Annotated in this window: 22 protein-coding genes; 9 read left to right on the forward strand and 13 right to left on the reverse strand. The window is 59.4% G+C overall.

Annotated features, from left to right (window positions below; genetic code table 11):
• Nucleotides 1-8: 8 nt before the first annotated feature.
• From pstA to DWY76_RS06140, 6 genes are all read right to left on the reverse strand, one after another.
• Entirely contained in the window at nt 9-866 is an 858-nt protein-coding gene (gene pstA / locus DWY76_RS06110; RefSeq protein WP_097781142.1) for a phosphate ABC transporter permease PstA, read from the reverse strand.
• Nucleotides 859-1770 carry a phosphate ABC transporter permease subunit PstC gene (gene pstC / locus DWY76_RS06115; RefSeq protein WP_097774558.1) on the reverse strand — a complete coding sequence of 304 codons (912 nt, stop codon included), beginning with the start codon at nt 1768-1770 and terminating at the stop codon, nt 859-861. Before pstC ends, pstA begins: the two co-directional genes overlap by 8 nt.
• A 124-nt stretch (nt 1771-1894) precedes the next feature.
• Nucleotides 1895-2788, reverse strand: a complete 894-nt coding sequence (locus tag DWY76_RS06120; RefSeq protein WP_120080406.1) for a phosphate ABC transporter substrate-binding protein — start codon at nt 2786-2788, stop codon at nt 1895-1897.
• A gap of 319 nt (nt 2789-3107) precedes the next feature.
• Entirely contained in the window at nt 3108-3704 is a 597-nt protein-coding gene (locus tag DWY76_RS13810; protein ID WP_133300796.1) for a hypothetical protein, read from the reverse strand.
• A gap of 25 nt (nt 3705-3729) precedes the next feature.
• Nucleotides 3730-4329, reverse strand: a complete 600-nt coding sequence (locus DWY76_RS06135) for a GNAT family N-acetyltransferase (protein WP_120080412.1) — start codon at nt 4327-4329, stop codon at nt 3730-3732.
• A 164-nt stretch (nt 4330-4493) separates the two neighbouring features.
• The gene (locus tag DWY76_RS06140; protein ID WP_120080414.1) at nt 4494-5960 is read right to left on the reverse strand and encodes a PTS transporter subunit EIIC; all 1467 of its coding nucleotides are present in this window, start codon (nt 5958-5960) and stop codon (nt 4494-4496) included.
• A gap of 456 nt (nt 5961-6416) precedes the next feature.
• Here DWY76_RS06140 and prmA point away from each other — a divergent pair, with 456 nt between their 5' ends.
• Nucleotides 6417-7331, forward strand: coding sequence for a 50S ribosomal protein L11 methyltransferase (prmA, locus tag DWY76_RS06150; RefSeq protein WP_120080416.1), 915 nt, complete (start codon nt 6417-6419; stop codon nt 7329-7331).
• Nucleotides 7332-7340: 9 nt separating this feature from the next.
• Nucleotides 7341-8084 (forward strand): RsmE family RNA methyltransferase, encoded by a 744-nt coding sequence (locus DWY76_RS06155; protein ID WP_120080418.1) that lies wholly within the window; start codon nt 7341-7343, stop codon nt 8082-8084.
• 115 nt (nt 8085-8199) lie between these two features.
• On the opposite strand, the gene DWY76_RS06160 is transcribed toward DWY76_RS06155, so the two are convergent.
• The 3 genes from DWY76_RS06160 to DWY76_RS06170 form a co-directional block, all read right to left on the reverse strand.
• Nucleotides 8200-10317 carry a hypothetical protein gene (locus DWY76_RS06160; RefSeq protein WP_120080420.1) on the reverse strand — a complete coding sequence of 706 codons (2118 nt, stop codon included), beginning with the start codon at nt 10315-10317 and terminating at the stop codon, nt 8200-8202.
• Nucleotides 10318-10575: 258 nt separating this feature from the next.
• A complete protein-coding gene (locus DWY76_RS06165; RefSeq protein ID WP_120080422.1) occupies nt 10576-12177 on the reverse strand; it encodes a putative PEP-binding protein in 1602 nt (533 codons plus the stop codon).
• Nucleotides 12164-13354 carry a patatin-like phospholipase family protein gene (locus DWY76_RS06170; protein ID WP_120080424.1) on the reverse strand — a complete coding sequence of 397 codons (1191 nt, stop codon included), beginning with the start codon at nt 13352-13354 and terminating at the stop codon, nt 12164-12166. Before DWY76_RS06170 ends, DWY76_RS06165 begins: the two co-directional genes overlap by 14 nt.
• A gap of 146 nt (nt 13355-13500) precedes the next feature.
• Between DWY76_RS06170 and DWY76_RS06175 the strand changes: the two genes are divergently transcribed.
• Both DWY76_RS06175 and DWY76_RS06180 read left to right on the forward strand, forming a co-directional pair.
• Nucleotides 13501-14151 carry an HAD family phosphatase gene (locus DWY76_RS06175; RefSeq protein WP_120080426.1) on the forward strand — a complete coding sequence of 217 codons (651 nt, stop codon included), beginning with the start codon at nt 13501-13503 and terminating at the stop codon, nt 14149-14151.
• Between the two features lie 188 nt (nt 14152-14339).
• Nucleotides 14340-15326, forward strand: coding sequence for a glycosyltransferase (locus DWY76_RS06180; protein WP_120080428.1), 987 nt, complete (start codon nt 14340-14342; stop codon nt 15324-15326).
• A gap of 52 nt (nt 15327-15378) precedes the next feature.
• Here the strand turns inward: DWY76_RS06180 and DWY76_RS06185 are convergent, their stop codons facing one another.
• Nucleotides 15379-16101 (reverse strand): LytTR family transcriptional regulator DNA-binding domain-containing protein, encoded by a 723-nt coding sequence (locus tag DWY76_RS06185; RefSeq protein WP_097774549.1) that lies wholly within the window; start codon nt 16099-16101, stop codon nt 15379-15381.
• A 108-nt stretch (nt 16102-16209) separates the two neighbouring features.
• On the opposite strand from DWY76_RS06185, the gene DWY76_RS06190 reads away from it, so the two are divergent.
• Nucleotides 16210-17082, forward strand: coding sequence for a glycosyltransferase (locus DWY76_RS06190; RefSeq protein ID WP_120080430.1), 873 nt, complete (start codon nt 16210-16212; stop codon nt 17080-17082).
• A gap of 14 nt (nt 17083-17096) precedes the next feature.
• A complete protein-coding gene (locus tag DWY76_RS06195) occupies nt 17097-18002 on the forward strand; it encodes a glycosyltransferase family 2 protein (RefSeq protein WP_120080432.1) in 906 nt (301 codons plus the stop codon).
• A 75-nt stretch (nt 18003-18077) separates the two neighbouring features.
• Here the strand turns inward: DWY76_RS06195 and DWY76_RS06200 are convergent, their stop codons facing one another.
• Nucleotides 18078-19877, reverse strand: coding sequence for an aminopeptidase P family protein (locus DWY76_RS06200; protein WP_120080434.1), 1800 nt, complete (start codon nt 19875-19877; stop codon nt 18078-18080).
• Nucleotides 19878-20350: 473 nt separating this feature from the next.
• Between DWY76_RS06200 and DWY76_RS06205 the strand changes: the two genes are divergently transcribed.
• The 3 genes from DWY76_RS06205 (at nt 20351) to DWY76_RS06215 (ending at nt 23146) form a co-directional block, all read left to right on the forward strand.
• Complete coding sequence (locus DWY76_RS06205; RefSeq protein ID WP_120080436.1) at nt 20351-21592, forward strand: CobW family GTP-binding protein; 1242 nt, start codon at nt 20351-20353, stop codon at nt 21590-21592.
• A gap of 89 nt (nt 21593-21681) precedes the next feature.
• Nucleotides 21682-22644: a GTP-binding protein gene (locus DWY76_RS06210; protein ID WP_120080438.1), complete on the forward strand. Its 963-nt coding sequence runs from the start codon at nt 21682-21684 to the stop codon at nt 22642-22644.
• Nucleotides 22645-22669: 25 nt separating this feature from the next.
• The gene (locus DWY76_RS06215) at nt 22670-23146 is read left to right on the forward strand and encodes a hypothetical protein (RefSeq protein WP_120080440.1); all 477 of its coding nucleotides are present in this window, start codon (nt 22670-22672) and stop codon (nt 23144-23146) included.
• Nucleotides 23147-23195: 49 nt separating this feature from the next.
• Here the strand turns inward: DWY76_RS06215 and DWY76_RS06220 are convergent, their stop codons facing one another.
• Entirely contained in the window at nt 23196-23885 is a 690-nt protein-coding gene (locus DWY76_RS06220) for a Crp/Fnr family transcriptional regulator (protein ID WP_005943776.1), read from the reverse strand.
• A gap of 6 nt (nt 23886-23891) precedes the next feature.
• Entirely contained in the window at nt 23892-24749 is an 858-nt protein-coding gene (locus DWY76_RS06225; protein ID WP_120080442.1) for an NAD(P)/FAD-dependent oxidoreductase, read from the reverse strand.
• Nucleotides 24750-24893 lie beyond the last annotated feature (144 nt).

Below are 24893 nucleotides of genomic sequence, written 5' to 3' on the forward strand. Positions count from 1 at the left end.
ATCAAATTTTACTGTTTCTGTTTCAGCTTAGTCTTTGCCAGCCGCGCCGCAAGGTTGATGGCCAGTACCAGCACCAGCAGCACCGCACCGATGCCCCATGCGGAAGCAAAATCGCCGTCCTCAAAGGCACGCAGGTACAGCAGCACCGACAGGGTGGCACCGTTGGAGGTGTAGGCTTTGGCCACGCCCTTGGCAATGACCTCTGCGGCACCGGCGGTGAAAAGCAGGGCGGCACTTTCGCCCACGATGCGGCCCACAGCCAGAATGCAGCCGGTCACGATGCCGTCGATGCTGCAGGGCAGCACGATGGTGCGGATGATGTGCCACTTGCCTGCACCCAAGCCCATGGCGCCCTCCCGGTAGCCCTGCGGCACCGTCTTGAGGGATTCCTGCGTGGTTCGGATGATGGTGGGCAGGTTCATGACCACCAGCGTGAGTGAACCGGACAGCAGACAGGTCTGGAAGCCCAGCGCCTGACTGAACACCAGCATGCCCACCAGACCGTAGATGATGCTGGGGATGCCCGCCAGCGTTTCGTTGGTGAACTCGATGACCTCGATGAGCCGCCGGTTGGAGGCATACTCGGTCAGGTAGACCGCCGCGCCCACGCCCAGAGGCAGTACGATCAGTAATGTCAGCACAATGACATACAGTGTGTTGAGGATGGCAGGCAGGATGCCGTCGGTCTTTTTCAGCACACTGGCAGTGGTAGAAAGGAACTTCCAGCTGATGTGGGGGATGCCCCGCACCAGCACCATGCCTATGATACCGGCCACCAGAACCATCACCAGAACGGCACTGGCCCAGACTAGTGCGGTCATGACCCGGTTCCACATCTGACGGGAAGGCGAAAGGCCCTTATTCATCGCGGCTTCCTCCCTTCAGCACAACGTTCAGCACAACATTGATGATCATGATAAAGACGAACAGCACCAGCGCGATGCTGAACAGCGCCTGCCGCTGCAGACCGCCGGCATAGCTCATCTCCTTGGCGATGGCGGTGGTCAGGAATGTGACGCTGCGGAAGGGACTATCCGGCATGTTGGGGCTGTTGCCTGCCACCATCATCACCGCCATGGCCTCGCCGATGGCACGGCCGATGCCCAGCACAATGCCTGCGGCAATGCCGCTTTTGGCTGCCGGAATGCTGATCTTGAACCATGTTTCGGTGTCGGTGGCACCCAGTGCCAGACTGCCCTGCTCATACTCCGGCGGCACGGCGTTCAGTGCCGTGACCGACACGGACACGATGCTGGGCAAAATCATGATGGAAAGCACCACGATAGCGCTCAGCAGGCAGGCACCGGAAGCCTTGCCGAAGGTCTTTGCCACGGCAGGCACCAGCACCTGCATGCCCAGCAGGCCGAACACCACGCTGGGGATGCCGGACAGCAGCTCGATGGCAGTAACCACCACGGTGCGCAGCTTGGGGTCGGCGGCCTTGGAGAGGAACACCGCCGTCAGCAGGCCGATGGGCACACCGATGATGGCAGCGCCCAGCGTGCCGTAGATGCTGGAAAGGATGAACGGCAGGATGCCGAACAGCGGCTGGGCTGCCGTGGAGGCCCACTTTGTGCCGAACAGAAATTGGAACAGACCGATCTTGTGGATGGCCGGCACGCCGGAGATCACCATGTACACCGAGATGAGCACCACGCAGCCCACCGCCAGCATACCGCACAGGAAGAAGATGAAGTTCATCACCGCTTCCAGCCATTCGGCGGGGGTGCGGGGCAGCCGCACCCGGCTCAGATAGGATTTTTTGTTCATAGCTGAAATCCTTTATAAAAGCCGCGTCGGCCCGCAGAAACGACAGCCCGACGCGGCAGTACTCTTGTTCAGATGCGGGGCAGGCGGTTCACCGGGGAGCTTTCCCAGACAAACCACCCGGTAATTACTCGTTCACCGGCACAGCACCTGCGGTGCGGATGAGGTCGGCAGCGTCCTTGCTGGTGGCAAAGTCCACAAAGGCCTGTGCCTGCTCCGACAGGGTCACGCTCTTGTTGGTGACGAACACGAAGGGACGCTGGATCTTGTAGCTGCCGTCCTTGACGGTGTCCTCGCTGCACTCCACACCCTCCACGGTGACCATGGCGACGGTGTCGCCCACAGCGGACAGGGAAGCGTAGCCGACGGCCAGAGGATTGGCCTCCACAGCGCTGATGACAGCGCCGGTAGCGGTCAGCTCCTGTGCGTACTTGCAGCTGTCCTTCACGTCCACGATGCTCTCAAAGCCATCGCGGGTGCCGGAACCAGCCTCGCGGCCCACCAGAACGATCTCGCCGTCGTCGCCGCCCACATCCTTCCAGTTGGTGATCTCGCCGGTGAACATCTGCTTCAGCTGGTCCACGGTCAAGTCTGCCACCTTGCTGGCCTTGTTGACAACGATGGCGATGCCGTCCAGAGCCACGGTGGTGCCGTCCACGTCGTTCTTCTCGTCGTCCTTCAGGGCGCGGGAGGACAGGCCGATGTCCAGCGTCTTATCGGCAGCACCGGTGATGCCTGCGCCGGAACCGGTGGGGTCGTAGCTGACGGTGACACCCGGCTCCACCTCGGCAAAGCCCTCGGTCAGGGCTGCGATGACGTTCTTCATAGAGGTAGAACCGCCAGTAGCCACATTGCCGGACAGGGTGCCTGCAGCGGTCTCAGCAGCGGCAGAAGAAGAGGTGGACTCCGCAGCAGAGGATGCCACAGTGGAAGAGGCTGCGCCGTCGCAGGCGGTCAGAGCCATAGCCGCAGCAGCAGCGCCGCAGACAGTGATAAACGAACGACGAGTGATCTTTTTCATAACTCTTTTCCTCCAATAAATGCCGGAATGCATTGCCGGCCGATGTTTTCTTGTTTCTCTGTGTTTTCCTTGGGAACGGCCTTATTGTACCGCACCGCCGTGTGCGCTGCGACCATGTACGCGCAAAATGGAGGTAAAGCTTTTGCACAGGCTCCGGCGGCTGTGTCAAGCCTGCGTAAAGCCGGCATGAAAAGCCTGTACTCAAATTTTACAAGCAGGATAACTATGCCGAAAATACCATTTTCCGGCTGGGCAAAGTGACAAAAAGAGGGCTGCTCATGATATGGTGAGCAGCCCTCTTTAAAAAGGTTTCCTTCAATCAGCCAACAGGCTTTGTATTCGTCACTACGATCCGATTTTCCACTCTTGTCAGGTAAAGCATACCTTTTGCATTGTCGACATTAATGGTCAATTCTACCGGTGCGCCATCCAGGAATGCACCACTCGACTCATTGTTATCAAATTGCAGCTCCAGCTGGGTAACATTTTCTTTCTTATACGGGCCAAAAGCATTGGATGCCTGAAGCTTTCCACTGGTCGGCTTCAGCGTTTTCAGCTGGTTTTCCTTCACCTTCGCGGTAAACATTCCTTCATAAGGATATTCCACAAAGCCCTTACCGCTGCTGCTGTATGTCAGTTTCACCGTCGCAGTGATGCTGCCATTGCTTCCACTTCCGAGAACTGTGCCACCGACATTCCCCTTCGCATCGTACACTGCAACGATAAATGCACCAACGCGCACCTCGTTTTGTGCCGGTCCGCTGCAGCCGCAGCTGCTGCGCTCTTCATAAAGGTACGCCGGGTCATTTTTTCTGCCATAATATTGCCCTCCTCTAAAAGCGTTTTTCTGTGCTTTTAGCGTACCACTTTTTGGGAGTCTGTCAACAAAAATATGACAAAAAGGCGCTCTGTACACATAATTTGCACAGAGCGCCTTCTGCTCAGCAGTATTTTGTTCCGTCCGGGCAGTAGAACTGCACGTACTTCTGCCACTCGGTCTCGCTGATGGTGCGGCGGTAGCAGTCCACCAGAGCATCCACGGCCTGCCGGTCCGCAAAGGTACCGGCACCCGGGCAGTCCAGCACCAGAATGCGGAACCATGCATCAAACAGGTGCTCGGTGAAGCCGGTGTCCCGCGCGCCGCACCGGGAGTAAAAGCCCAGCCGCCGCACAGCCATAGCTTCGTCCTCCGCCTTATCCGGGCATTCGGCCTCAATGAGGATGGCCTGCGCACCGCGCTCGTGCTGCGGCAGGTCGGCCAGCAGCTGCGCGCCCAGCCCTGCAGAACGGTATTCCGGCAGCACGGCAAAGTAATCCAGCTGGCTCACCCTGCTGCCTGCCGGGCGCACCATGAGCAGGTACGCCGCCAGTGTTTCGCCGTCGAACACGCCCCATGTGTGGGCTGTGCCGTCCGCTTCGCTGTTCAGGATCATGCTCAGGGGCTTTAGCTCCGTGGGCGGAAAGTCCCGCCGCATTTCGTCCAGATAGACCCGCGTCAGTTCTTTTTCGTTCAGTTTCCGCCAGCTGTACACTTTGCTCATGGTTTTTCCTCCCGTATCTGCCTTTTGAACCAGTATAGCACACTCCGCGCGGGAACGCAAAAAGCCGCCGGGAGCGGCAGGCTCTGCCCTTCTCCCGGCGGCTTTTATGGGAATGCAGGAGCAACCAGTCTCCCGCACAAACTCCGTTCAGAATGCTGTGTGCGTTACAGCATCTTCTTCAGCTCGTCGTACACGAACTGAACCTTGGTGCCGATGATCACCTGGCAAGCGTTCTTGCTGGGGCGGATGACACCGGCAGCACCAGCGGCCTTGACAGCCTTCTCGTCCACCTTGGCGTTATCCTTGACCTCAAAGCGCAGACGGGTCGCGCAGTAACCAACTTCCTTCACGTTCTCCTTGCCGCCGACAGCAGCCAGAACAGCGGAAGCGACTTCGGTGTAGTTGTTGTTTGCCAGAACGACCTTCTTCTCGGCCTCTTCGTCCTCGTCCTCACGGCCGGGGGTCTTCAGGTCGAACTTGGTGATAGCAAAGTAGAACACTGCGTAGAACACCACGAAGGCTGCGATGCCCAGAGGAATGATCATCCAGGTCTTGGCAGCTGCGGGCAGGGATGCAGAGAACACCAGGTCGGTAGCGCCTGCAGAGAAGCAGAAGCCGGCACGGAAACCGGAGTAGTAGGTGATGATGGTGAAGATGCCGTACAGAGCAGCGTACACAACGTACAGCGGGAAGCACAGGAACATGAAGCCGAACTCGAAGGGCTCGGTAACGCCGCAGACGAATGCGCAGATTGCAGCAGACAGAACCAGGCCGATGGCGGCCTTCTTGTTCTTAGCGGTCTTGACCATAGCCAGAGCAGCGCCCAGGACACCGAACATCATGCAGGGGAAGAAGCCGGACATGTACATACCAAGGCTCCAGCCCACATCAGCAGAGGTCTCGCCAGCCCAGAAGTGGCTCAGGTCGCCCAGACCGATGGTGTCGAACCAGAACACGTTGTTCAGAGCGTGGTGCAGACCGGTGGGGATGAGCAGACGGTTCAGGAAGGCGTAGATGCCGGCGCCGATGCCGTCCATGCCAGCGATGCCGTTGCCGATTGCGACCAGAGCGTCGAAGATGACGGGCCAGACGAACAGCAGAACAACGGACACCAGAATGGAGATCAGACCGGTAGCGATTGCAACGAAGCGCTTGCCGGAGAAGAATGCCAGCCAGTCAGGCAGCTGGATATCCTTGAACTTGTTGTAGCAGGCAGCGCCCACAACAGCGGCCAGAATGCCGATGAAGGAGTTGCCGGCGACCTTCTGGAAGGCGATGTAGGTAGCAGTGCCTTCTTCCAGGTGACGGACCATGCCGACCACACCGGGGTTCAGCAGCTGCTGCATCATCAGGAAGCTGACCAGACCGGCCAGACCTGCGGTGCCGTCGTTGTCTGCAAGGCCGACAGCGGCACCAATGGCAAACAGCCATGCCATGTTATCGATCAGAGCGCCGCCTGCCTTGACCAGCAGGAAGCCAACGGTGTAAGCTGCACCGGAGGTTGCAGCACCGGGAACGCCCATAACGCCCGGAGCAAGGGCATAACCGAGGCCCATCAGGATACCGCAGATCGGCAGGACCGCGACGGGGAGCATCAAAGCTTTGCCCAGTTTCTGGAGATACTTCATCATAAAGCACATTCCTCCTTAAGAAATGTTTGTGTTTACAGACGCCTCTGGTTGCAGGCCGTCCATAATTCCGTAATAGAATAGTAACATATTTCCGCAAAAAAAGAAAGTCCCTTTCGCCTTTTTTCTATCAAAATGCATCAAAAGTCCTCATTTGGCAGTTTTTCAGTCGATAATTTTTAGTTTTTCCGCACAAGGGTCGTCTTTGTGTTGAAAATTCTTTTCTTTTTACGTACATTTTGCCCAAAGGCTTGCATCCCACAGCCGAATCGGGTACTATACTATTATAAAGAACATGCGCCCTCTCAGGCCGCTTCGCGTCCAACTCTCCCAAAGGGAGAGCCCTTGGCAAAACCGCAAACTTTGCATGGACTGCCAAAGCCTCCCACTTTGGGGGAGGTGGCATTGCGCAAGCAATGACGGAGAGGGCGAGGATGCAAAATAAAAGGAGACAGCATTATGGAATGGACTGATATCCGCCTGACCGTGGCCAAGGCCGACGCCGACAACGCCGAAGCCGTTGCCACCATGATCGCCGAGGGCGGCATCTATATCGAAGACTACAGCGACATCGAGCAGCAGGTGGCCGAGATCGCCCATGTGGATCTGATCGAGCAGGAGCTGCTGGACAAGCCCCGCGATACCGTTATCATCCATATGTATCTGGAGCCGGGCGCTTCCCCCGTGGAGACGCTGGCCCTCATTGCCGCCCGCATGGAAGCTGCAAACATCGCCTACACCGTGGAGACCGAGGGCGTGGAGCAGGAGGACTGGCAGAACGGCTGGCGCAAGTATTACCACCCCCTGGAGATCGGCAAACGGCTGGCCGTGGTGCCCTCGTGGCAGCAGTACGACACTGACCGGGTGAAGCTGATCCTTGACCCGGGCCTTGCCTTCGGCACCGGCGGCCACGAGACCACCAGCCTGTGCATGGAAGCGCTGGACGAGCGGGTGACCGGCGGCGAGCGGGTGCTGGACATCGGCACCGGCAGCGGCATCCTTGCCATTGCGGCGCTGAAGCTGGGCGCTGCCGTGGCCGAGGGCGTGGACATCGACCCTGTGGCCGTGCGCACCGCAGGCGAGAACGCCGCGTTGAACGGCGTGCAGGACAAGCTGACCGTGCTGGTGGGCGACCTTTCCGATAAGGCCAGCGGCAAATACGATATCATCACCGCCAACATCGTGGCCAACGCCATTCTCAGTCTGGCACCGGCCGTGCCGGGCCTGATGGCGGAGGGTGCCACCTTTATTGCCAGCGGCATCATCGACAGCCGCAAGGACGAAGTGCTCGCCGGGCTGGAAAAGGCCGGCCTTGCCGTTGTGGAAGTGAAGGAGAAGCGCGGCTGGGAGTGCATCGTCTGCAAGAAAGCGTAAGGAGATTTTATGCCGCACCGTTATTTTACCACCGAGATCTCTGACGGCACCGCCACCCTGCGCGGGGCCGATGCCCACCATCTTGCCCGTGTGATGCGCGCAAGGCTGGGCGATACTGTCATTCTATGCGACGGCAACGCCGTGGAATACACCGCCACCATCACCGGCTTTGGCGATGAGTGTGTGGAGTTCCGGGTGGAGCCGGGCTATCCCAGCGCCGCCGAACCCAGCGTGGAGGTCACTCTGCTGGCTGGTTATCCCAAACAGGACAAGCTGGAGCAGATCATCAAGCACGGCGTGGAGCTGGGCGCAGCCCACATCGTGCCCTTCTTCAGCCGGTACTGCGTGGCTGCCCCCAAAAAAGAGGAGCAGAAGAACGAGCGCTACAACCGTATTGCGGCGGAAGCCGCCAAGCAGTGCGGCCGGGGCGTTCTGCCGGATGTGGCCCTGCCGCTGGCAAACTTCGGGGCCGTGTGCCGCACCTTTGCACAGTACGACCTTGTGCTGTTCTGCTACGAGTGCGGCGGCGCGCCCCTGCGCGACCTGCTGGCCGCAGCAAAGCCCGCCGATGGTGAAAAGCTGAAAATCGCCATCGTGACCGGAGCCGAGGGCGGCTTTGCCGCCGAGGAAGCCGAGATGGCCGCAAAGGCCGGTGCCAGAACGGTGGGCCTTGGCCCCCGCATCCTGCGGTGCGAGACCGCCCCGCTGGCCGTGCTTGCTTCGGTAATGACCCTGACGGGGAATCTGGAATAATGCTTTGTGCTGCCCGGCAGCGCCTGCGGGCCTTCCGGACAGCAACAAGGGGCCGCTCCCGGAAAGGAGCGGCCCCTTGTTTTTTTATTGTTCCGCTGTGCAGACGCAGGGCAGATCAGTCAATGAGACCCTTGTCCTTTGCATCCTGCCAGGTAAGGCAGACGCGCAGCTTGCTGACCGGGAAGCACGGATGGAACTTGTTGTTGTCCTCGTCGAACTTCATCAGCTCCTGCTCCACCATCCAGTGTGCAGCCTTCTGGGCATCGGTATCGTCGGCGTCAATGTCCGCATACAGGTCCTCATCGGTCATGTTCTGCGGCTCCGGCTTGCCTGCACGCTCCCAGACCAGCTCTGCCAGCTCGATGCGGTCAGACGGCAGGGGGAGGCCCTGCATGTTCATCAGACGGTAGATGCCGGTGCCGGTCTCATAGGCACCCAGGATTACAGCGCCGCCGATGATGACACCGGGCAGGACGGGGTCCACAGGGTCTACCGGGTCCACAGGATCCACAGGGTCTACCGGGTCCACAGGGTCTACCGGGTCCACGGGGTCCACGATTTCGTACACGGCTCTGACCGTCACGTTGCCTGCGGGCATATCAAAGGTCGCCTTGGTCTGGTCCTCCTCATTGGGGAATTTCAGCAGGTCATTCTGTACAACGCCGTCCACCATCACGGTCCAGCCTGCGAACTCCAGTCCATCGCCGTCATGCGCGGTCAGGGTGACCGGGGTGCCTTTGGCGATCTCGTCATTGGGGGTAAGCTCGATGACATCGTCCTCGTCCTTGATCGTTGCCGTGGCACCCTCGGCGGTCAGGGTGTAGCCGGGTGCCCGGTTGGTCAGGTAATAATAGTGGTGTACCTTTTTATACGCCACACGGTAGCTCTCGTTCTGGCCCACAAGGTTCAGCTTGTTTGCATTGCCTGCGACCGTGAGCTGACGGCCTTCTTTCGGGTCGGCAACCTTGATGGTGGCGGGGGTGGTAAAGGTATCGCTGATGGTGATCTTCTTGCCGGAAGCGAGGTAAATATCGCTGTCGTTCCCCTCAAACTCGGCGCTCTTCAGCTCTGCGGAGGCGTTTTCGCCCTTACCGAGATAAATGCCGTATTTGCTGTTTTGGATCGTGCAGTTCTCAACGACCAGCTTGCCGCCGTCCCCATATCTATAATGATAATACGACCCTGCCGGTTCGCCCGAAGAAATGGCAGCATTGTCACCCATGCACTCCACAGTGGCACCATTGACGCTCAATGTGCCGCCGTTCCATACCTTCAGTGCAGGGGACATGCATCCAGGATACTGGTTGGTGTTGGTATAAGTACCGCCGAAAAGGTTGGCGGTGGCATTAGTCACAAACACATCGCAGTAGGTTCCGGTGACATCGGCATTTGTGACGTTCAGCGTTGCATTATTGGCGACGCGCAGCGTCGGACGGTCTTTGTATACCTGGGCGTCCGGATTGCGGGAGTAAGAGCCGCCGACGACATTGACCACACTGTTGTCGATGGCGTTCAGGACCCAGCCCGCGCCGGAGGCTTTCACATAATTGAAGGACGAGTTGGTGGAATTCTGGATCCAAAACGTCGCGCTGTCGCTATAGCTGCAGTCGTAGGTGCCGCCGTTGACGGTCACATTGGCTCCATCTGTTTCAATAGCACGCGTGATGGCTTTCATGGTGAGATTGTCAAACGTCCAGCTGCCGCCGCACAGATAGCATGCGGGCCTGCTGCCACACTGCCAGTTATAGGTGCCGCCGTGAAGCACTGCGGTGCCCGTGAAGCTGTTTTCGGCATAGAAGCAGCGGCTGTAGGCGAGGCCCTCTGCCGTCTTGATGGTCTGCCCCTCAGCGTTGACGGTCACGCTCTTGGCTCTGCGGACTGTAATAAAGGCCGCACTACCCTTAGCAAAGGTCGTTTCTCCGGTGACGTTGATGACCACATCGTCGTTCTCAGCGTCGATCACGATCCCGTCCGCATAGGTACCGCTTATGGAATAAACGTTGCCATTCGCTTTAATGAAATCATTGTTGATGATGATGTCGCCGCCGGTCAGGGGGCAGGCCGCTGCCACCTCTCCGGAGGGCTCTGCAGGCGCATCGGAATTTTCCTGTGCGCTCACATTGCCTTCAAATTCTGTACTTCCCTCCAGAGCAAATGCGCTCACGGGAAGGACAGAGGTCATCATGCAGCCTGCAAGTACCGCACTGATGAGCCGTGTGCCAAACTTCTTCATAAAGATAACTCCTCTCTCGTTTTTTTCGTGCATGCAGGCTTTTTTCGCCTGCCCGCACGTTTTAAACATTTAAAGTATAGCATTTCTGCAGCAAGGCGCAATCTTCATTCTGTACGAACCTTTTGGATACCCCCCCCCCGTTTTTTCGTGCGTTCTGTAAAAAAATGGAAGAGAAAATGCTTTCGCAGCCGCAGAAAAAACAGCCCGGAACGATCTGTGGGTCGTTCCGGGCTGCTGTGTCAAAAATGGTTTGGAGCGTCAGAGCTCCAGCAGGGCTTTCTTCACATTCAAAAGGTTCTGCGGGCTCACCGAGAAGCTGCGCAGGCCCAGCTGCAGATACTGCACCGTGTTGGCCGGGTTGCCCACCGCAAGGCCGCAGATGGTCACCGGCACATTGCGCACCTTTGCGGCATCCAGCACCATAGTGATGAGCTTTTTCATGGCCTTGCTGGCCGGGCGGTAGTAGTGCTCCGCGCTGGCAAGCTCCCGGTCGGCGGCGTGGGTATACTGGGTCAGGTCGTTGGTGCCGACCACAAGAAAATCGACCCCATGCTCTACAAATTCCTCAGCGGTCAGGCAGGCAGCGGGTACGCTGAGCATCACGCCGAACTTTGTATCTTCGTTGAACGCCACGCCGCGCTCCCGCAGGTGTTCGCGGCAGCGCTCCACCACACGCATGGCTGCGTCCCAGTCCTCCACATTCGTCACCATGGGGAACATCACCCGCAGCGGGCCGCGGTCGGCGGCGCGCAGCAGCGCACAGAGCTGCGTCTCGAACTGGTGGGGCTGGCGCAGACTGTTGCGGATGCCCCGCAGGCCAAGCTTGGAAGACTGCAGGCCCTGATAGGCGTCGGAAATGGTGCGGTCTGAGCCAAAGTCGAAGGTGCGCACCGTTACCGGGCAGCCCTTGGCGGCAGCAAGACAGGAGCAGTAGAAGAAATACTGTTCCTGCTCGTCCAGAATGCGGCCCGGCAGCATCATGTAGCCGGTGCGCAGCAGGCCCACGCCCTGTGCACCGGACTGCATGGCCGTGTCGATGTCCTCCGGCCCAAAGCAGTTGGCCAGCAGCTCAAAGGGCTGGCCGTCCTTTGTCCTGTTGGGCAGAGCATGCAGCTGCCCCATCTCTTCGTTCTCCCGCTGCAGCTCGCAGATGCGGGTCTCGGCCTGCTGGCGGGCGGCAGCGTCCGGGTCCAGCGTGCACTGGCCCCCGGTGGCGTCCAGAATCACGGTGCGGCCGTCGCAGTCGTCCAGAAAATCCCGGCCCACCTGCACGATGCCCGGGATATTCATTGCCCGGGCAATGATGGCCGCGTGGCTCTGGCCGCTGCCCTCTGCCGTGATGATGCCTAAAATCATGCCGGAGGGCACGCTGAACAGGTCGGTGGGCATCAGCCGCTCTGCCGCAAGGATCACCGGGTGATCCAGCGCCAGCCACATGCGGGGGCGGTTGGTGATGATGTTGATGACCCGGCGGCTTGCGTCGAGAATATCCACGCTGCGCAGCTGCATGTAGGGGTTATCCTTCATGTTGGCCAGCTGGTCGGCGTAGCGCTGGCCCACCTGATTCATGGCCGCTGCCGCACCAATGCCTGCATTGATGCAGAAGCGCACCTCGTTCATCATGCCCTCGTCGTCCAGCATCATGCTCTGGAACTGGAAGATGGCCTGCTCGCTGGGTGCGGCACGGTCTGCCATGGATTCCAGCTCGTCCTGCGCCGTGCGGATGGCATCGGTGAGCAGCTGCAGCTCCCGGGACGGTTTAAAGGGGCCCACGGTCGTGGTCTCCACATGGTGCTCCAGACGGCTCACCTGCCCCAGCACAAGGCCGGGAGAAGCGCAGGAACCTTTATACACTTTCATGTTCGGTCACCTCCGGCAAAAGCTCGGCTTCCGGCGTGGTCAGGGTGCGCCAGACCAGCGCCTGCAAAAAGGTATTGGGCAGCAGCGCGGCCAGTGCGGCCCGCGCCGCATCGGCACTGCCCTCAAACAGCGGTGCAAAGCTCTGCATCCGTGCCTGATCGCACTTTGCAAGGAATGCATCGCACAAAGTATGGGTGGTGTAGTAATGGGCCGGGTCCACACCGGCATCTTCCGCGGCGGCTTCCAGCGGGGCAAGGTCGGCATCCTTCATCTTGGCCAGCAGCAGGGCCGCATCCGCCGTCAGGGTGACGGGGTATTTCTCCCGCACGGCCTTTTGCACCCGCTCAAATTTTGCGTGGAACGCAGCAGCGTCCGCGCAGCTCTGGGCATCACAGGAGACAGCATAGGCACACCCCCGCAGATATCCCATAGCGCGGCGGGTATCATAGTAGCCCAGCTCGATGTTGCGGCGGGCGGTGTCGGGGTCAAAGTGCAGGATATCGCCCAGCTCCCAGTAGCTGCGCACCATCACGGTGGGCAGGCCGGTGAGGTTGGGGCGGGTGATGCCCACGCCTTCCAGATCGACGCACACCAGTTCATCCGCGCCCATGCGTTTGGCAAGACCGGTGGGCATGTTGTCGCTGTAGCCGCCATCCAGAAACTTGACCCCGTCGATCGCCCGCGCACGCAGCGCCGGGAAGCAGGCAGCGGAGGCCATCAGGTAGTCCTTGACCTTTCCTGCCGGGATCTCGTCCAGCGTCAGCTCCCGGGGCTTTAAGCCCCGCTGCTCCACCGTGACAAGGCCGAAGCGGATGGGAGCCGCGCGCAGGGCATCCTCGTCCAGCACCCGCTCCACGATCTCTTCCAGCGGGGTCACATCCATGCCGCCGGCTTTCACCACGCTGCGCAGGAACTGGTGCAGGGCCGAAAGGTCGGCATCCTCCTCCGGCAGCTCCATCACATCCTTGCTGCGGATGGCCAGCCACATATCGCGGGCCGTCTCGTACTGGTCCAGCACGAACATGGCACCGTTCAGGCTGCCAACGCTGGTGCCGGTAATGATCTGCGGGTGCCAGTCCAGCTCCATCAGCGCGCGCCACACACCCACCTGATAGCTGCCCCTGGCTCCGCCGCCCGCCAGCACCAGAGCTTTGCACGGCGCTCTGCGATCATCCATTGCATCCGCCTCCTTTGATCGTTTCCGGTTTTGTTCAGATTATAGCATATTTCCAGAGAAATTTCTTCCGTTTTTTGTAAATTGATGCCTTTCTCCCGGCAAAGAAACATGGTATACTTGTCAGGATCTCAAAAGGAGGCATTCTCATGCACTGCAAGCAATGGATCTTTGATATGGACGGCACCCTGACCGACAGCATGACCGTGGTGTGGGAGGGTGCCCCCGACGCACTGCTGCGCCGCTATGGCCGCACCCCGCGGGGGGATCTGCGCGCCACACTGCTGAACATGGGAATGCAGGAGGGCGCACAGTATCTGATCCGGGAGTACGGCCTGCCGCTGACCGAGGAAAGCTATTTTTCCGTGATGCGCGAGGTGATCGCCGAATTGTACGAGACCGTGGAGCTGAAACCCGGCGTGCGCACGATGCTGGCAAAGCTGCAGGCCGAGGGCGCACGCATGTGCATCTGCTCCAACACCTGGGCCGAACAGTGCCGCACCGTGCTTACCCGGCTTGGCATCGCGCAGTATTTCTCCTTCATCGTGGAAGCGCGGGGTGTGCTGCACAAAAGCCACCCGGAGGTGTTCTTTGAGTGCATGAGCCGTCTGGGCGGTGCAGACCCCGCCGCCTGCGCCGTGTGCGAGGATGCCGTATACGCCGCCGCCACCGCCCACAAGGCCGGGTATTACGTCATTGGCATTGCAGACCGCACCTCTGCCGCCGACGAGCCGGAGATGCGCCGCATCTGCAGCCAGTTCGTGCCCCGGTGGGATGCGCTGGACTGGACACGTGTGTAAGAAAAAAGGGCCGCAGCGTGCGGTTCTTTTCTTTATCTGATCCTTCTTTGCTCTTGCATTTTGTTCGCAAGAAGAGTATGATATTATAAATAGGACTGCCCCAAGGGGGAAGTGTCCTCATTTGTGAGAATACACTCTGTGATTTTTAATATAAAGGTATAATATCCGTAAAGAGGAGACCTTCCGTCATGAACAACCCACTCGTCAGCATTATCGTGCCTGTGTACAACGTGCAGAATAGTGTTGCCCGCTGTCTGGAGAGCATTTGTGCCCAGACATGGAAGAATATCGAGGTCATTCTGGTCAACGACGGGTCCCGGGACGAAAGCTTTTCCATCTGTGAGCAATTCCGTGAAAAGGACCCCCGCATCGTTCTGGTGGACAAATCCAATTCCGGTGTGTCGGAGACCCGCAACTGCGGCATGTCCCTTGCAAGGGGCAAGTATGTGCAGTTTGTGGACAGCGACGATTATCTCGACCCTGATTTTACCGAGCGGCTGGTGACTGCTGCCGAAGCGAACAACGCCGATCTGGTCATTGCACCTTACTGGATGGTGATTCCCGCCAACTCTTCCAAGGCCACGCAGGCACTGGAAAACCTGCAGGAGAACCTTGGCATCGATGCCGAGAAAAAGCCTGATGATATCCGTGAATACGGCTTCCTGCCCGAGGGCATCTACGACCGCGATACCTTTGCCCTGCGCCTGATGGAGAAGCCCGCATCCTTCTTCTACAGCGTGCTGTGGAACAAGCTCTACCGCCGGGATATTCTGGCAGACCATCATCTTCAGTTCACCAGCGAGGTGCGCTGGGCCGAAGATCTGGTTTTCAATCTGGAATACATTTTGTACGCCAATGTTTTCGTATCCATTTCCAAAGCGGGCTACCACTATGTGCAGAACCCCCAGAGCATCTGCCACACCCAGATCAATCTGGCTTCCATCGTGCAGAACAAACTGCAGGTGTTCCGCTATTACAAGGAGCTGTACACAAAGCTGGGCCTGTACGATCAGGTGCAGCCGCAGCTGTATAAATTCCTGACCGCGTTCTCCGAGAACGCCTATCCCTCCGGTTCTCCCCAGAAGATCATCATGGACATGGCCAACCACTGGGGCTTTGGTGTTCTGGATGCTTCCGACAAGGAAAAGAAACACAAAACCGAACCCGATGCCTGATCTCCGGGCACAAAAAAAGAGCCGTGAAAGCGGCTCTTTTTTGTTTGCCATTTTACCGGTCGATCCAGCTGCGGAAGGCTTCGCGCACTGCACCCTCCCGTCCGCGCGGGATGGGAATGCGCGCACCGCTGCACATCTGCAGCTCGCCCGCTGTCAGCAGCTGTGCCGCCGCCAGATTGACCACATAGGAGCGGTGCGGCTGCAAAAAACGCCCGTCTTCCAGCAGCGGCTTTGCTACCTCGGCAAAGGACACCCGCAGCGAAAGGGACACCACATCCTCGCCGCTGAGCAGATGGAAGTGCACCACATGGTGGGTGCACTCCAGATATTCGATCTGCGCATAGGCCAGCGCCCGCAGGCCTTCGGCGGTGGCAACGGTCATTGCCGGGCCGTACTCCGGCTCGGTGGCGCGGGCAAGCAGGGCCGAAAGCTCCTGCTGGTGCACCGGCAGAAGCAGATACTGCATGGCATCCACCCGGAAAGCACTGTAGGCGTGGGCCGGTGTGCGGGCCGCAAAGGCCAGCGGAGCCCTGCGGCCCCGGCGGCGCAGCTCCGCAGCCGCCGAAAGCCCTGCCGGGGCCGCTACAGCGCCCAGCTCGATGAGATACAGGTCAAACCGTTCTCCCTCGGTGTCCCGGCGCAGCAGCGCATCTGCATCCGGCAGCTGCTGCACGATGCACGCATCCTGCCGCCGGGCAAAATATTCCATGCACTGGCGTTCCAGCCCGCTGCGCAAGGCTGCGTCCGGGCTGCATACCGCAATGTGAAATACCATCTCACATTCTCCTTTCCGCCAGCCGCCCGCCTTGATTTTTGCGCAGGGCTGGAGTATGATAAATAAAACTTTGCTGCATCGAAAAAAGAAAAAACGGAGGGACCCGCCATGCCGCAGCCGCTTGTCAGCGTTATTGTGCCCGCCTATAACGCGGCGGGCTTCATCTCCCGCTGTGTGGAGAGCATCACATCCCAGAGCTACCCGGAGCTTGAGATTCTTCTGCTGAACGACGGCTCCACCGACGACACCCTTGCTGTCTGCCGGAAGCTTGCTGCCGCCGACAGCCGCATCCGTGTGGTGGACAAGCCCAACACCGGCGCAGCAGACACCCGCAGCTGCGGCCTTGCCCTTGCCCACGGCGAATACATCCAGTTTGCGGACAGCGACGATCACCTGCTGCCGGGCTGCACCGCAAACCTGGTGGCTGCTATGCAGCGCAGCCATGCCGACCTTGTGCTAGCTCCCTACCGGATGATGGTGCCCCGCAAGGATGGCGGCTATGACACCCGGGAGTACAGCCTGCTGCCCGCCGGGGTGTACAACAAGGTGGATTACCTATGGCAGCTCACCGGCAATGCCGCTGCCTTTTACTACGGCGTGCTCTGGAACAAGCTCTACCGCCGGGATCTCATCCAGATGGCGCACATCCGGTTCGAGCATGTGGTATACGCCGAGGACCAGCTGTTCAACACCCGGTATCTGCAGGTGGCACAGCGGTTTGCCGCCATCGACGAAGCCGCCTACTGCTACATCCAGAACCCGCAGAGCGTATGCCATACGCAGGTGAGCGCGGCGGACATGCTGCGCCACCGCAGCCGGATGTACCACACCTACAAGGAAATGTGCATCCAGCTGGGCGTGTACGATAAATTCCGCCTGCGGCTGCACGGCATCTATCTGAGCCTGTTTGAAAGCCCTCTGCCCAACGGCCCGGTGCAGAAGCTTTCCGACGCATTTGCCCGCACCCACAGCCGCATCTGAGAAAAGGAGAACCTATGGAATTTCCCCTTGTAAGCATCATCGTGCCCATGTACAACACTGCCGGGTGCATTGCCCGCTGTGTCAAAAGCATCTGCGCCCAGACTTACAAAAGCATTGAGATCCTGCTGCTGAACGATGGCTCCACCGACGACACCCTTGCCGTCTGCCGCGCCCTTGCCGCCAGCGATCACCGCATTGCACTGGTGGATAAAACCAACACCGGCGCAGCGGATACCCGCAATCAGGGCATTGCGCTGGCCCACGGCAAATACATCCAGTTTGTGGACAGCGACGACTGGCTGGCCCCCGATTTTACGGAAAAGCTGGTCTCCGCCGCCGAGGCCCACACCGCCGATCTTGTGATCGCGCCCTTCTGGATGGTGTACCCGGAAAACTATGTGGAGCACATCCGCCCCTGGGAAAAGGCGCTGCAGCATGTGCTCCAGCGCAATCCGCCCCGCACCCGGGCCTATGGCTATCTGCCTGCCGGGGTGTACACCGGACAGGAGTACGCAAAGCATCTGATCCAGAAGCCGAACACCTTCTACTATGGCAGTCCCTGCAACAAGTTCTACCGCCGTGACCTCCTGCGGAAGCACAGCCTCCATTTCCGCAAAGAATTGTTTGCGGAGGATCAGCTGTTCAACACCGAATATCTGCGCTATGTGCGCACCGCCGTTTCCATCCCGGACATCGGCTATTACTACCTGCAGAACAGCCAGAGTGTCTCCCACTCCAGAGTGACCACCGCCGACATCCTTTCGCTGCGGCGGCGGGTGATGCTCCTGTACCGGGACATCTACACCGAACTTGGCATCTACCCGGAAACGCGGGCGGCCATCCTGCGTTCGCCCTTTGGCGAAAACGAGTTCACTCTTCCGCCGCTGGACACCCCACAGACGCACTGCTGCAAGCTGTGACCCTATAAAAAGCACCCGGCTGCCGCCGAGAGCCGCTCTGGCTCCTGCACGGCTCCGGGTGTTTTTTGCGCTTTCTCAGCAGCCGATGGCGGCACACTTCTCCGCCAGCCAGCTGCGTTCTTCGTCGTTCAGGTGCGGTGCCAGCTTTGCAAACACCTGACGGTGGTAATCGTTCAGCCATGCGATCTCGTCCTTATCCAGCACACCGGGCAGGATGGGAGAGGTGGCAATGGGCACGAACATCAGCGGTTCAAAGCCAAGGAAGGTACCGTACTGGTTATCGGCCCTGTGCACGCACACCAGCTCGTTCTCGATGCGGATGCCCACGAGGTCGGTCTCGTAAACGCCCGGCTCGTCTGTGACCACCATACCCGGGCGCATCCGGGTGGTGTTGCGGCTGTTCAGGGCATGGGGGCCTTCGTGCACATTGCCCACAAAGCTGACGCTGTGACCGGTGCCGCAGCGGTAGTTGATGAGGTGCCGCCACAGCGGTTCCCGGGCAATGGTGTCGATCATCTTACACTCGCAGTAATCCAGCCAGACAGCCTTGGCAAGGTCGATGTGGCTCTGCAGAGTCCATGTGTAGAAGCGCTTTTCGTCCTCGGTCAGCGGGCCAAGCGGGTAGGTGCGGGTGATGTCGGTGGTGCCGTCCATGTAGGTGGCACCGCTGTCCACCAGCAGAAAGCCCTTCTTTTCCAGCACAGCGTGATCTTCCGGGGTGGCGTGGTAGTGCATCATGGCTGCGTTGCCGCCGTAGGCCGCAATGGTGCCAAAGCTTTCCACAAGGAATTTATCGTCCGCACTGCGGTACTTGTGCAGAATTTCATCCACCGTCAGCTCGGTCAGGGTCTCACCGGCAGCAAGGCGGCTTTCCAGCTCGATCTGGAACCGCACCATGGCCACAGCGTCCCGGATATGGGCCTGCTTTGTGTGGGCAAGCTCCGTTTCGTTCTTCACGCCCTTCATCATCAGCAGCGGGTCGGTGCCGTCCTTCACGGTGAGGGCAGGGTTCTGCTCCAGCACCTGATACACGGCGTAGTTCACCGTGGAGCACTCGGCCAGCACGGTCTGGGGTTCCGTCTCAGCAGCGAGGAACTTCAGCACATCGTCGTACTCCGCCAGCGTGATGCCGTTGGCTTCCAGCTCTGCCTTTGCCTCCGGGGTGACGCGGGCTGTGTTGATGAAGAGTACCGCGCGGCGGGGTGTCACATAGCAGTAGGCCATGGCATAGGGAGTGCACTCAATGTCCATGGCGCGCAGGTTCAAAAGCCATGCCAGATTATCCAGCTTGCCCACAAACTGAGCGGTGCAGCCCAGCTCCTTGAGCTTGCTGCGCAGCTGATCCAGCTTTTCCGCCGGGGAGACGCCCGCATATTCCTTCGGCAGGATCCACGCTGGGGTATCCGGCAGGGCAGGGCGGCCCTCTGTCCACAGCTCGTCCTCAAGGTTCAGGGTCTTGATGGAAGCGCCCTTCTTTTCCAGTGCCTTTTTCAGGTCGTTCACGAGGGCCGTGCTGGCGGTCAGGCCGCACAGGCCCAGTGCTTCGCCCTCATTCAGGGCATTTGCGCAGTATTCCTCCACGGTGGGCACGCCGGGTTCCCCCATGCGCTGCAGCTTGATCTCGGTACCCGCAATTTCCTTCTCGGCCTGCACAAAATAACGGCCGTCGGCCCACAGGGCGCTCTCGGTGCGGGTGACCACGAAGTTGGAGTTCTCGCCGTGGAACCCGGAGAACCAGGTCAGGCTGGTGTAATGGCAGGGCAGGTATTCGCTGGCGTGGGGATCACCCACAGGGATCAGATAAACGGCCACGCCGTTTGCAGCCATGGCGGCACGCAGCGCGGCAAGGCGCTCTGGAACGGTATTCATGCTCATATGATTTGCTTCCTTTTCTCTCACCGGAAAGCCCGGCAGCGGTGCATTTCTGTTTGGCCTTATTGTATCATTCCGGGAAAAAGATTGCAATGCAGGGGCAGGACGGTTTGGAATGACCTCCGCTTGCGCTCTGGCCATGTTCAGCGGAAAATATTTTTATATTTGTGGTTCAGAAACGCCTGCGGGCGTTTCTGAACCACTGTTTCACCAGAGGGGTTTGCAGTTTCCGGCGTAAGCGCCAAGTTTGCGGGCACGCCAGAGGCTCCCTCCCCGAGGGAGCTGGCAAAACCGTCAGGTTTTGACTGAGGGAGTTCGTTCTCCCTCAAAATGCCGCCAATTTGCAAAAAAAGTTACAATTTTTTCTTGAAAAAGGCCGTTTTCCCATTGACAGCCTTGTTATAATAGGAGTGTAAGATTTTTGAGCCAGCACTCTGCAGCTCTGTGTGCTATTCAAAGAAAGAGGCAATTGAATCATGACCAAAATCGATATTTTCTCCGGCTTCCTTGGTGCCGGTAAAACTACCCTGATCAAAAAGCTCATCAAAGAGGCCTTTGCCGGCCAGCAGGTGGTGCTGATCGAGAACGAGTTCGGCGAGATCGGCATTGACGGCGGCTTTCTGAAGGAAAGCGGCATCCAGATCAACGAGCTGAACGCCGGCTGCATCTGCTGCTCTCTGGTGGGCGATTTCCGCACCGCCCTGCAGCAGGTGGTGGAGCAGTACCACCCCGACCGCATCGTCATCGAGCCCTCCGGCGTGGGCAAGCTCTCCGATGTGACCCGCGCTGTGGAAGGCGTGGCTGAGCATCTGGATGTGCAGCTGAACAGCTTTGTCACCGTGGCCGATGTGAACAAGGTGAAGATGTATATGAAGAACTTCGGCGAGTTCTACGACGACCAGATCAGCCACGCAAGCTGCATCCTGCTCAGCCGCACCCAGACCGCCAGCGAAGAGAAGATCGCCGCTGCGGTCGCCATGCTGCGCGAGAAGAACCCCACCGCTACCATCGTGACCACCGCATGGGACGAGCTGACCGGTGAGCAGATCCTGAAGGCCATGTCCACCAAGGACGACTTCAAGGCAGAGCTGATCGCCATGGCTGCAAAGGCCAATGAGGAGCACTCCCACGAGGACGAGGAAGAAGAGCATCACCACCATCATCACCACTATGACGAGAACGGTGTGTGCAGCTGCGGCCATCATCACGACCACGATGATGACGACGAGGATGAGCACGAGCATCACCACGATCATGATGAAGATGATGATCACGATGAGCATGAGCACCATCACCACGATCATGACGACCATGACCATTGCTGCTGCGGCCACCATCACGACCACGATGACGACGATGACGAGGACGAGCACGAGCACGAGCATCATCACGACCATGACGGCCACTGCTGCTGCGGCCATCACCATCATCATGACCACGACGCCGACGAGGTGTTCACCAGCTGGGGCGTTGAGACGGCCCGCAAGTTCACCAAGGCAGAAGTGGAGCGCGCCCTCACCGAGCTGGATACCGGCAATTACGGCATGATCCTGCGCAGCAAGGGCATCGTGAACGGCGGCGCAGACGGCTGGCTGGAGTTCGACTATGTGCCCGGCGAATGGGAAGTGCGTGCCCGCGGTGCAGATGTGGGCGGCAAGCTGGTCGTGATCGGCTCCAAGCTGAACGAAAAGGCCATTGCAGAGCTGTTCGGCTGCTGAACTCCTTCAGTCAAACCCTAACGGGTTTGCCAGCTCCCTCAGAGAGGGAGCCTGATTGGATAATGATTTTTTAAGGAGAAACCATTCCTATGGCAAAAGAAATTCCGGTCTACCTGTTTGTAGGCTTTCTGGAAAGCGGCAAGACCAAATTCATTCAGGAGACCTTTGAAGACCCCAACTTCGACTCCGGCGACAAGACCCTGCTGCTGATCTGCGAGGAGGGCGAAGAGGAGTACAACGAGAAGAAGTTCGCCTTCCCCGGCGTGACCGTCAAGGTGCTGGAGGACAAGGCCGAACTGAACCCGCAGAACCTGACAAAGCTGGAAAAGGAATCCGGTGCAGGCCGTGTGGTCATTGAGTACAACGGCATGTGGCTGCTGCAGGATCTGGCCGAGGCTCTGCCCGAGAGCTGGATCGTGTACCAGTGCATCGCCACCGCTGACGGCACCACCGCCCTGACCTACGCCCGCGACAACTCCATGCGCAGCCTGCTGCTGGACAAAATCGCCCGCAGTGAGCTGATCGTGTTCAACCGCGCCGAAGCCGTGAACAACGACGCCGCCCGTCAGGAGCTGCACAAGCTGGTGCGTCAGGCTTCCCGCAAGTGCGATATCGCCTACGAGTTTGCCGACGGCAGCGTGGCCTACGACGATATCCCTGATCCGCTGCCCTTTGACATCAACGCGGACATCATCGACATTCCGGATGACGATTTTGGCATCTGGTACATGGACTGTCAGGACGAGCCCCAGAAGTATACCGGCAAAACGGTCAAATTCCTTGCACAGGTGTGTCAGACCAACCGTGCCGGCAAGAACAGCTTCGTGCCGGGCCGTTTCGCCATGACCTGCTGCGTGCAGGACATCCAGTTCGTGGGCTTTCCCTGCAGCTACGATGGCTACAAGGCGCTGGAGCAGCGCGCATGGGTGCGGGTGACCGCAAAGGTAGGCTACAAGTTCCATAACATCTACCGCGGCAAAGGCCCGGTGCTCACCGCCATTTCGGTGGAGCCTGCCGAAAAGCCGCTGAACGATGTGGTAACATTCTCTTGATCTAATCTTTCAAGGAGGTCCCGGCATGAAAACACTGTTTCGTATCCTTGGCACGGCCGCTGCTGTGGCCGTTACCGGTGCTGCCATTGTGGCACTGGACAAGATCCTGAACCAGAAAGACCCGCTCCATGTGGAGGAAGTAGAGTTCCCGGAGGACGCCGAGCAGAACGTTGAGGAAGCCGCCAAGACTGCCGAAGCCTACGCCGAAGCGGAAACCAAAGCCTCCGATGCTGCCAACGAAAAGGCTGCAGAAGAAGCTGCGCCGGAAGCTCCTGCCGAAGAAGCGGCAGCTGCTGCCCAGCCCGCCGAAGAAGCCTCTGCCCCGGCGGCACCCGCGGAGGGCGGTGAGAAGCCGGTGTTCGCCCCGGAAGCTCCCAACCAGAACCCTGTGGAAGCAGGCCCCGCTGTTGCTCCCAAAGACGAGAGCGGAAAATTCGACCCCACCAAGATCGCCGAAGCCAGCGACTTTGGCGACTGGGAAGAACAGGGCTGCAAAGGATAACCTATGACCCAAAAAGGGACGATGTGATGTTCACATCGTCCCTTTTTTGTTATTCTCCTCTTGCCAGCTGCTGCAGCTTTTTCCTGTCCAGCACCTGCACGCCGCCCCGGAACAGCCGCACCCAGCCCTCCTGCGCAAAGTATTTCAGCATCCGGCTCACCACCTCGCGGGCAGACCCCATGTATTTTGCCATCTGGTCGTGGGTCATGCGCACCTCGTCGCCGCCGGTCTTGGCCAGCTCATCGGTAAGAAAAATGGCAAGCCTGCGGTCTGCGCTCATGAACAGCACCTGCTGCATGGTCCACATGCTGTCGGAAAAGCGCTCCGCCGTCATCTGATAGGCGTAGCAGCGCACATGCACGTTCTGCTGCATCAGCCTGCGGAAAACGCCCGCGCTGATGCAGTAGGCCTCGGTGTCCTCTTCGGCATCAATATACAGGTCGATGTTCACCGAGTCCATCACGCAGGAGGCCGACAGGATGCACACCTCCCCGCCGAACAGGCGGTAGAGCGTCACGTCCCGCCCGTCCTCCGAGAGCAGGTAGGCCCGCAACTGGCCCGAGCGCAGCAGCAGGATGCCCACGCAGCTTTCCAGCGGGCTGTGCACCCTTGCCCCCTTTGCGTAGTGCACCGGCCGGGTGTAGCGGCAGAGCATGTCCTGTTCGTCGGGTGTCAGGTCGTTCCAGAAGGGAAAACCTTTGGCCAGACAATCGCGGTGTTCCTTTGTTGTTTCCGACATTGCTTTTCATCCTTTCCGCAGGGCCTTGGCGGCTTCAGTGCCCGCCTGCGCGCCCTCATACACGGCCTTTGCCACCTGCAGAAGGCCGCCGGTGCAGTCGCCCGCCGCATACAGGCCGGGCACGGTAGTCTGCATTTTTTCGTCCACCACGATGCGGTTCCCGTCCACCTCTGCGCCGATCTTCCTAGCCAGTGCGGTGCTGCCCGCCACGCCCAGTGCCACAAATACACCGCTGACAGGCAGCTGCACACCGCCGGACAGCTGCACGCCGGTGACAACGGTTTCGCCCAGAACAGCCTCCACGGTCTGCGGATAGACTGTGACTTCCGGCGGGAAGTCCGCCGTCAGCGGTGCGCCGTTGGTCAGCAGGGCAACACTTTTTGCCACCGGCAGCAGAGCCTGCACCTCGTGCAGGGCATACTCGCCGCTGCCCAGCACCGCCACGTCCTTTCCACGGTAGAAAAAGGCATCGCAGGCGGCACAATAGCTCACGCCGTGCCCCTCCAGCCCGGCAAGGCCCGGGATGCGCGGCACCGCCCGGGATGCACCCGTGGCAAGGATCGCAGCGTCCGCCGGGTAATTTTTATCCACTGTTTCTACGGTGAGTTTATCCGTATAGGTCAGGCCCACGGCTTCGGCTGTGACGAATCTCACACCAAGGCGCTTTGCATTCTCGATGCTGCGGCGTTCCAGTTCCGCACCGGAGACCGGCTCGGCAAAGCCGTAATAGTTTTCAATTTTTTCGGCGCGGTCCAGCGCACCGGGGCCTTTGGTGAGCACCGTGGTATCCACCCCGGCGCGGACAGCGTACAGCGCGGCGGATACGCCTGCCGGGCCGGAACCTATAATGATGATGCTGGGCATGGGAAGACCCTCCTTCGGATGCATTTTTCTACAGTATACACCTTTTTTTGAAAAATTTCCGTGACCGGGTCGCAAAGCATCGGTTTTTCGGACGGTCCTGCTCCGGTTCGCTGTCAGCGGATCGTCCCATGCACAAACGCGCTG

The sequence above is a fragment of the Faecalibacterium sp. AF27-11BH genome, assembly GCF_003603005.1.
Classification (GTDB): Bacteria; Bacillota; Clostridia; order Oscillospirales; family Ruminococcaceae; genus Faecalibacterium; species Faecalibacterium taiwanense.

What these genes read in the sequence shown, in the direction of transcription:
- pstA (WP_097781142.1), bottom strand. Translation starts at nt 866, where the DNA reads ATGAATAAGGGCCTTTCGCCTTCCCGTCAGATGTGGAACCGGGTCATG.
- DWY76_RS06225 (WP_120080442.1), bottom strand. Translation starts at nt 24,749, where the DNA reads ATGCCCAGCATCATCATTATAGGTTCCGGCCCGGCAGGCGTATCCGCC.
- DWY76_RS06135 (WP_120080412.1), bottom strand. Translation starts at nt 4,329, where the DNA reads ATGAGCAAAGTGTACAGCTGGCGGAAACTGAACGAAAAAGAACTGACG.
- DWY76_RS06205 (WP_120080436.1), top strand. Translation starts at nt 20,351, where the DNA reads ATGACCAAAATCGATATTTTCTCCGGCTTCCTTGGTGCCGGTAAAACT.
- DWY76_RS06120 (WP_120080406.1), bottom strand. Translation starts at nt 2,788, where the DNA reads ATGAAAAAGATCACTCGTCGTTCGTTTATCACTGTCTGCGGCGCTGCT.
- DWY76_RS06215 (WP_120080440.1), top strand. Translation starts at nt 22,670, where the DNA reads ATGAAAACACTGTTTCGTATCCTTGGCACGGCCGCTGCTGTGGCCGTT.
- DWY76_RS06175 (WP_120080426.1), top strand. Translation starts at nt 13,501, where the DNA reads ATGCACTGCAAGCAATGGATCTTTGATATGGACGGCACCCTGACCGAC.
- DWY76_RS06185 (WP_097774549.1), bottom strand. Translation starts at nt 16,101, where the DNA reads ATGGTATTTCACATTGCGGTATGCAGCCCGGACGCAGCCTTGCGCAGC.
- DWY76_RS06190 (WP_120080430.1), top strand. Translation starts at nt 16,210, where the DNA reads ATGCCGCAGCCGCTTGTCAGCGTTATTGTGCCCGCCTATAACGCGGCG.
- DWY76_RS06220 (WP_005943776.1), bottom strand. Translation starts at nt 23,885, where the DNA reads ATGTCGGAAACAACAAAGGAACACCGCGATTGTCTGGCCAAAGGTTTT.
- DWY76_RS06170 (WP_120080424.1), bottom strand. Translation starts at nt 13,354, where the DNA reads ATGGATGATCGCAGAGCGCCGTGCAAAGCTCTGGTGCTGGCGGGCGGC.
- DWY76_RS06160 (WP_120080420.1), bottom strand. Translation starts at nt 10,317, where the DNA reads ATGAAGAAGTTTGGCACACGGCTCATCAGTGCGGTACTTGCAGGCTGC.
- DWY76_RS06155 (WP_120080418.1), top strand. Translation starts at nt 7,341, where the DNA reads ATGCCGCACCGTTATTTTACCACCGAGATCTCTGACGGCACCGCCACC.
- DWY76_RS06195 (WP_120080432.1), top strand. Translation starts at nt 17,097, where the DNA reads ATGGAATTTCCCCTTGTAAGCATCATCGTGCCCATGTACAACACTGCC.
- DWY76_RS06165 (WP_120080422.1), bottom strand. Translation starts at nt 12,177, where the DNA reads ATGAAAGTGTATAAAGGTTCCTGCGCTTCTCCCGGCCTTGTGCTGGGG.
- prmA (WP_120080416.1), top strand. Translation starts at nt 6,417, where the DNA reads ATGGAATGGACTGATATCCGCCTGACCGTGGCCAAGGCCGACGCCGAC.
- DWY76_RS06180 (WP_120080428.1), top strand. Translation starts at nt 14,340, where the DNA reads ATGAACAACCCACTCGTCAGCATTATCGTGCCTGTGTACAACGTGCAG.
- DWY76_RS06210 (WP_120080438.1), top strand. Translation starts at nt 21,682, where the DNA reads ATGGCAAAAGAAATTCCGGTCTACCTGTTTGTAGGCTTTCTGGAAAGC.
- DWY76_RS06140 (WP_120080414.1), bottom strand. Translation starts at nt 5,960, where the DNA reads ATGATGAAGTATCTCCAGAAACTGGGCAAAGCTTTGATGCTCCCCGTC.
- DWY76_RS06200 (WP_120080434.1), bottom strand. Translation starts at nt 19,877, where the DNA reads ATGAGCATGAATACCGTTCCAGAGCGCCTTGCCGCGCTGCGTGCCGCC.
- pstC (WP_097774558.1), bottom strand. Translation starts at nt 1,770, where the DNA reads ATGAACAAAAAATCCTATCTGAGCCGGGTGCGGCTGCCCCGCACCCCC.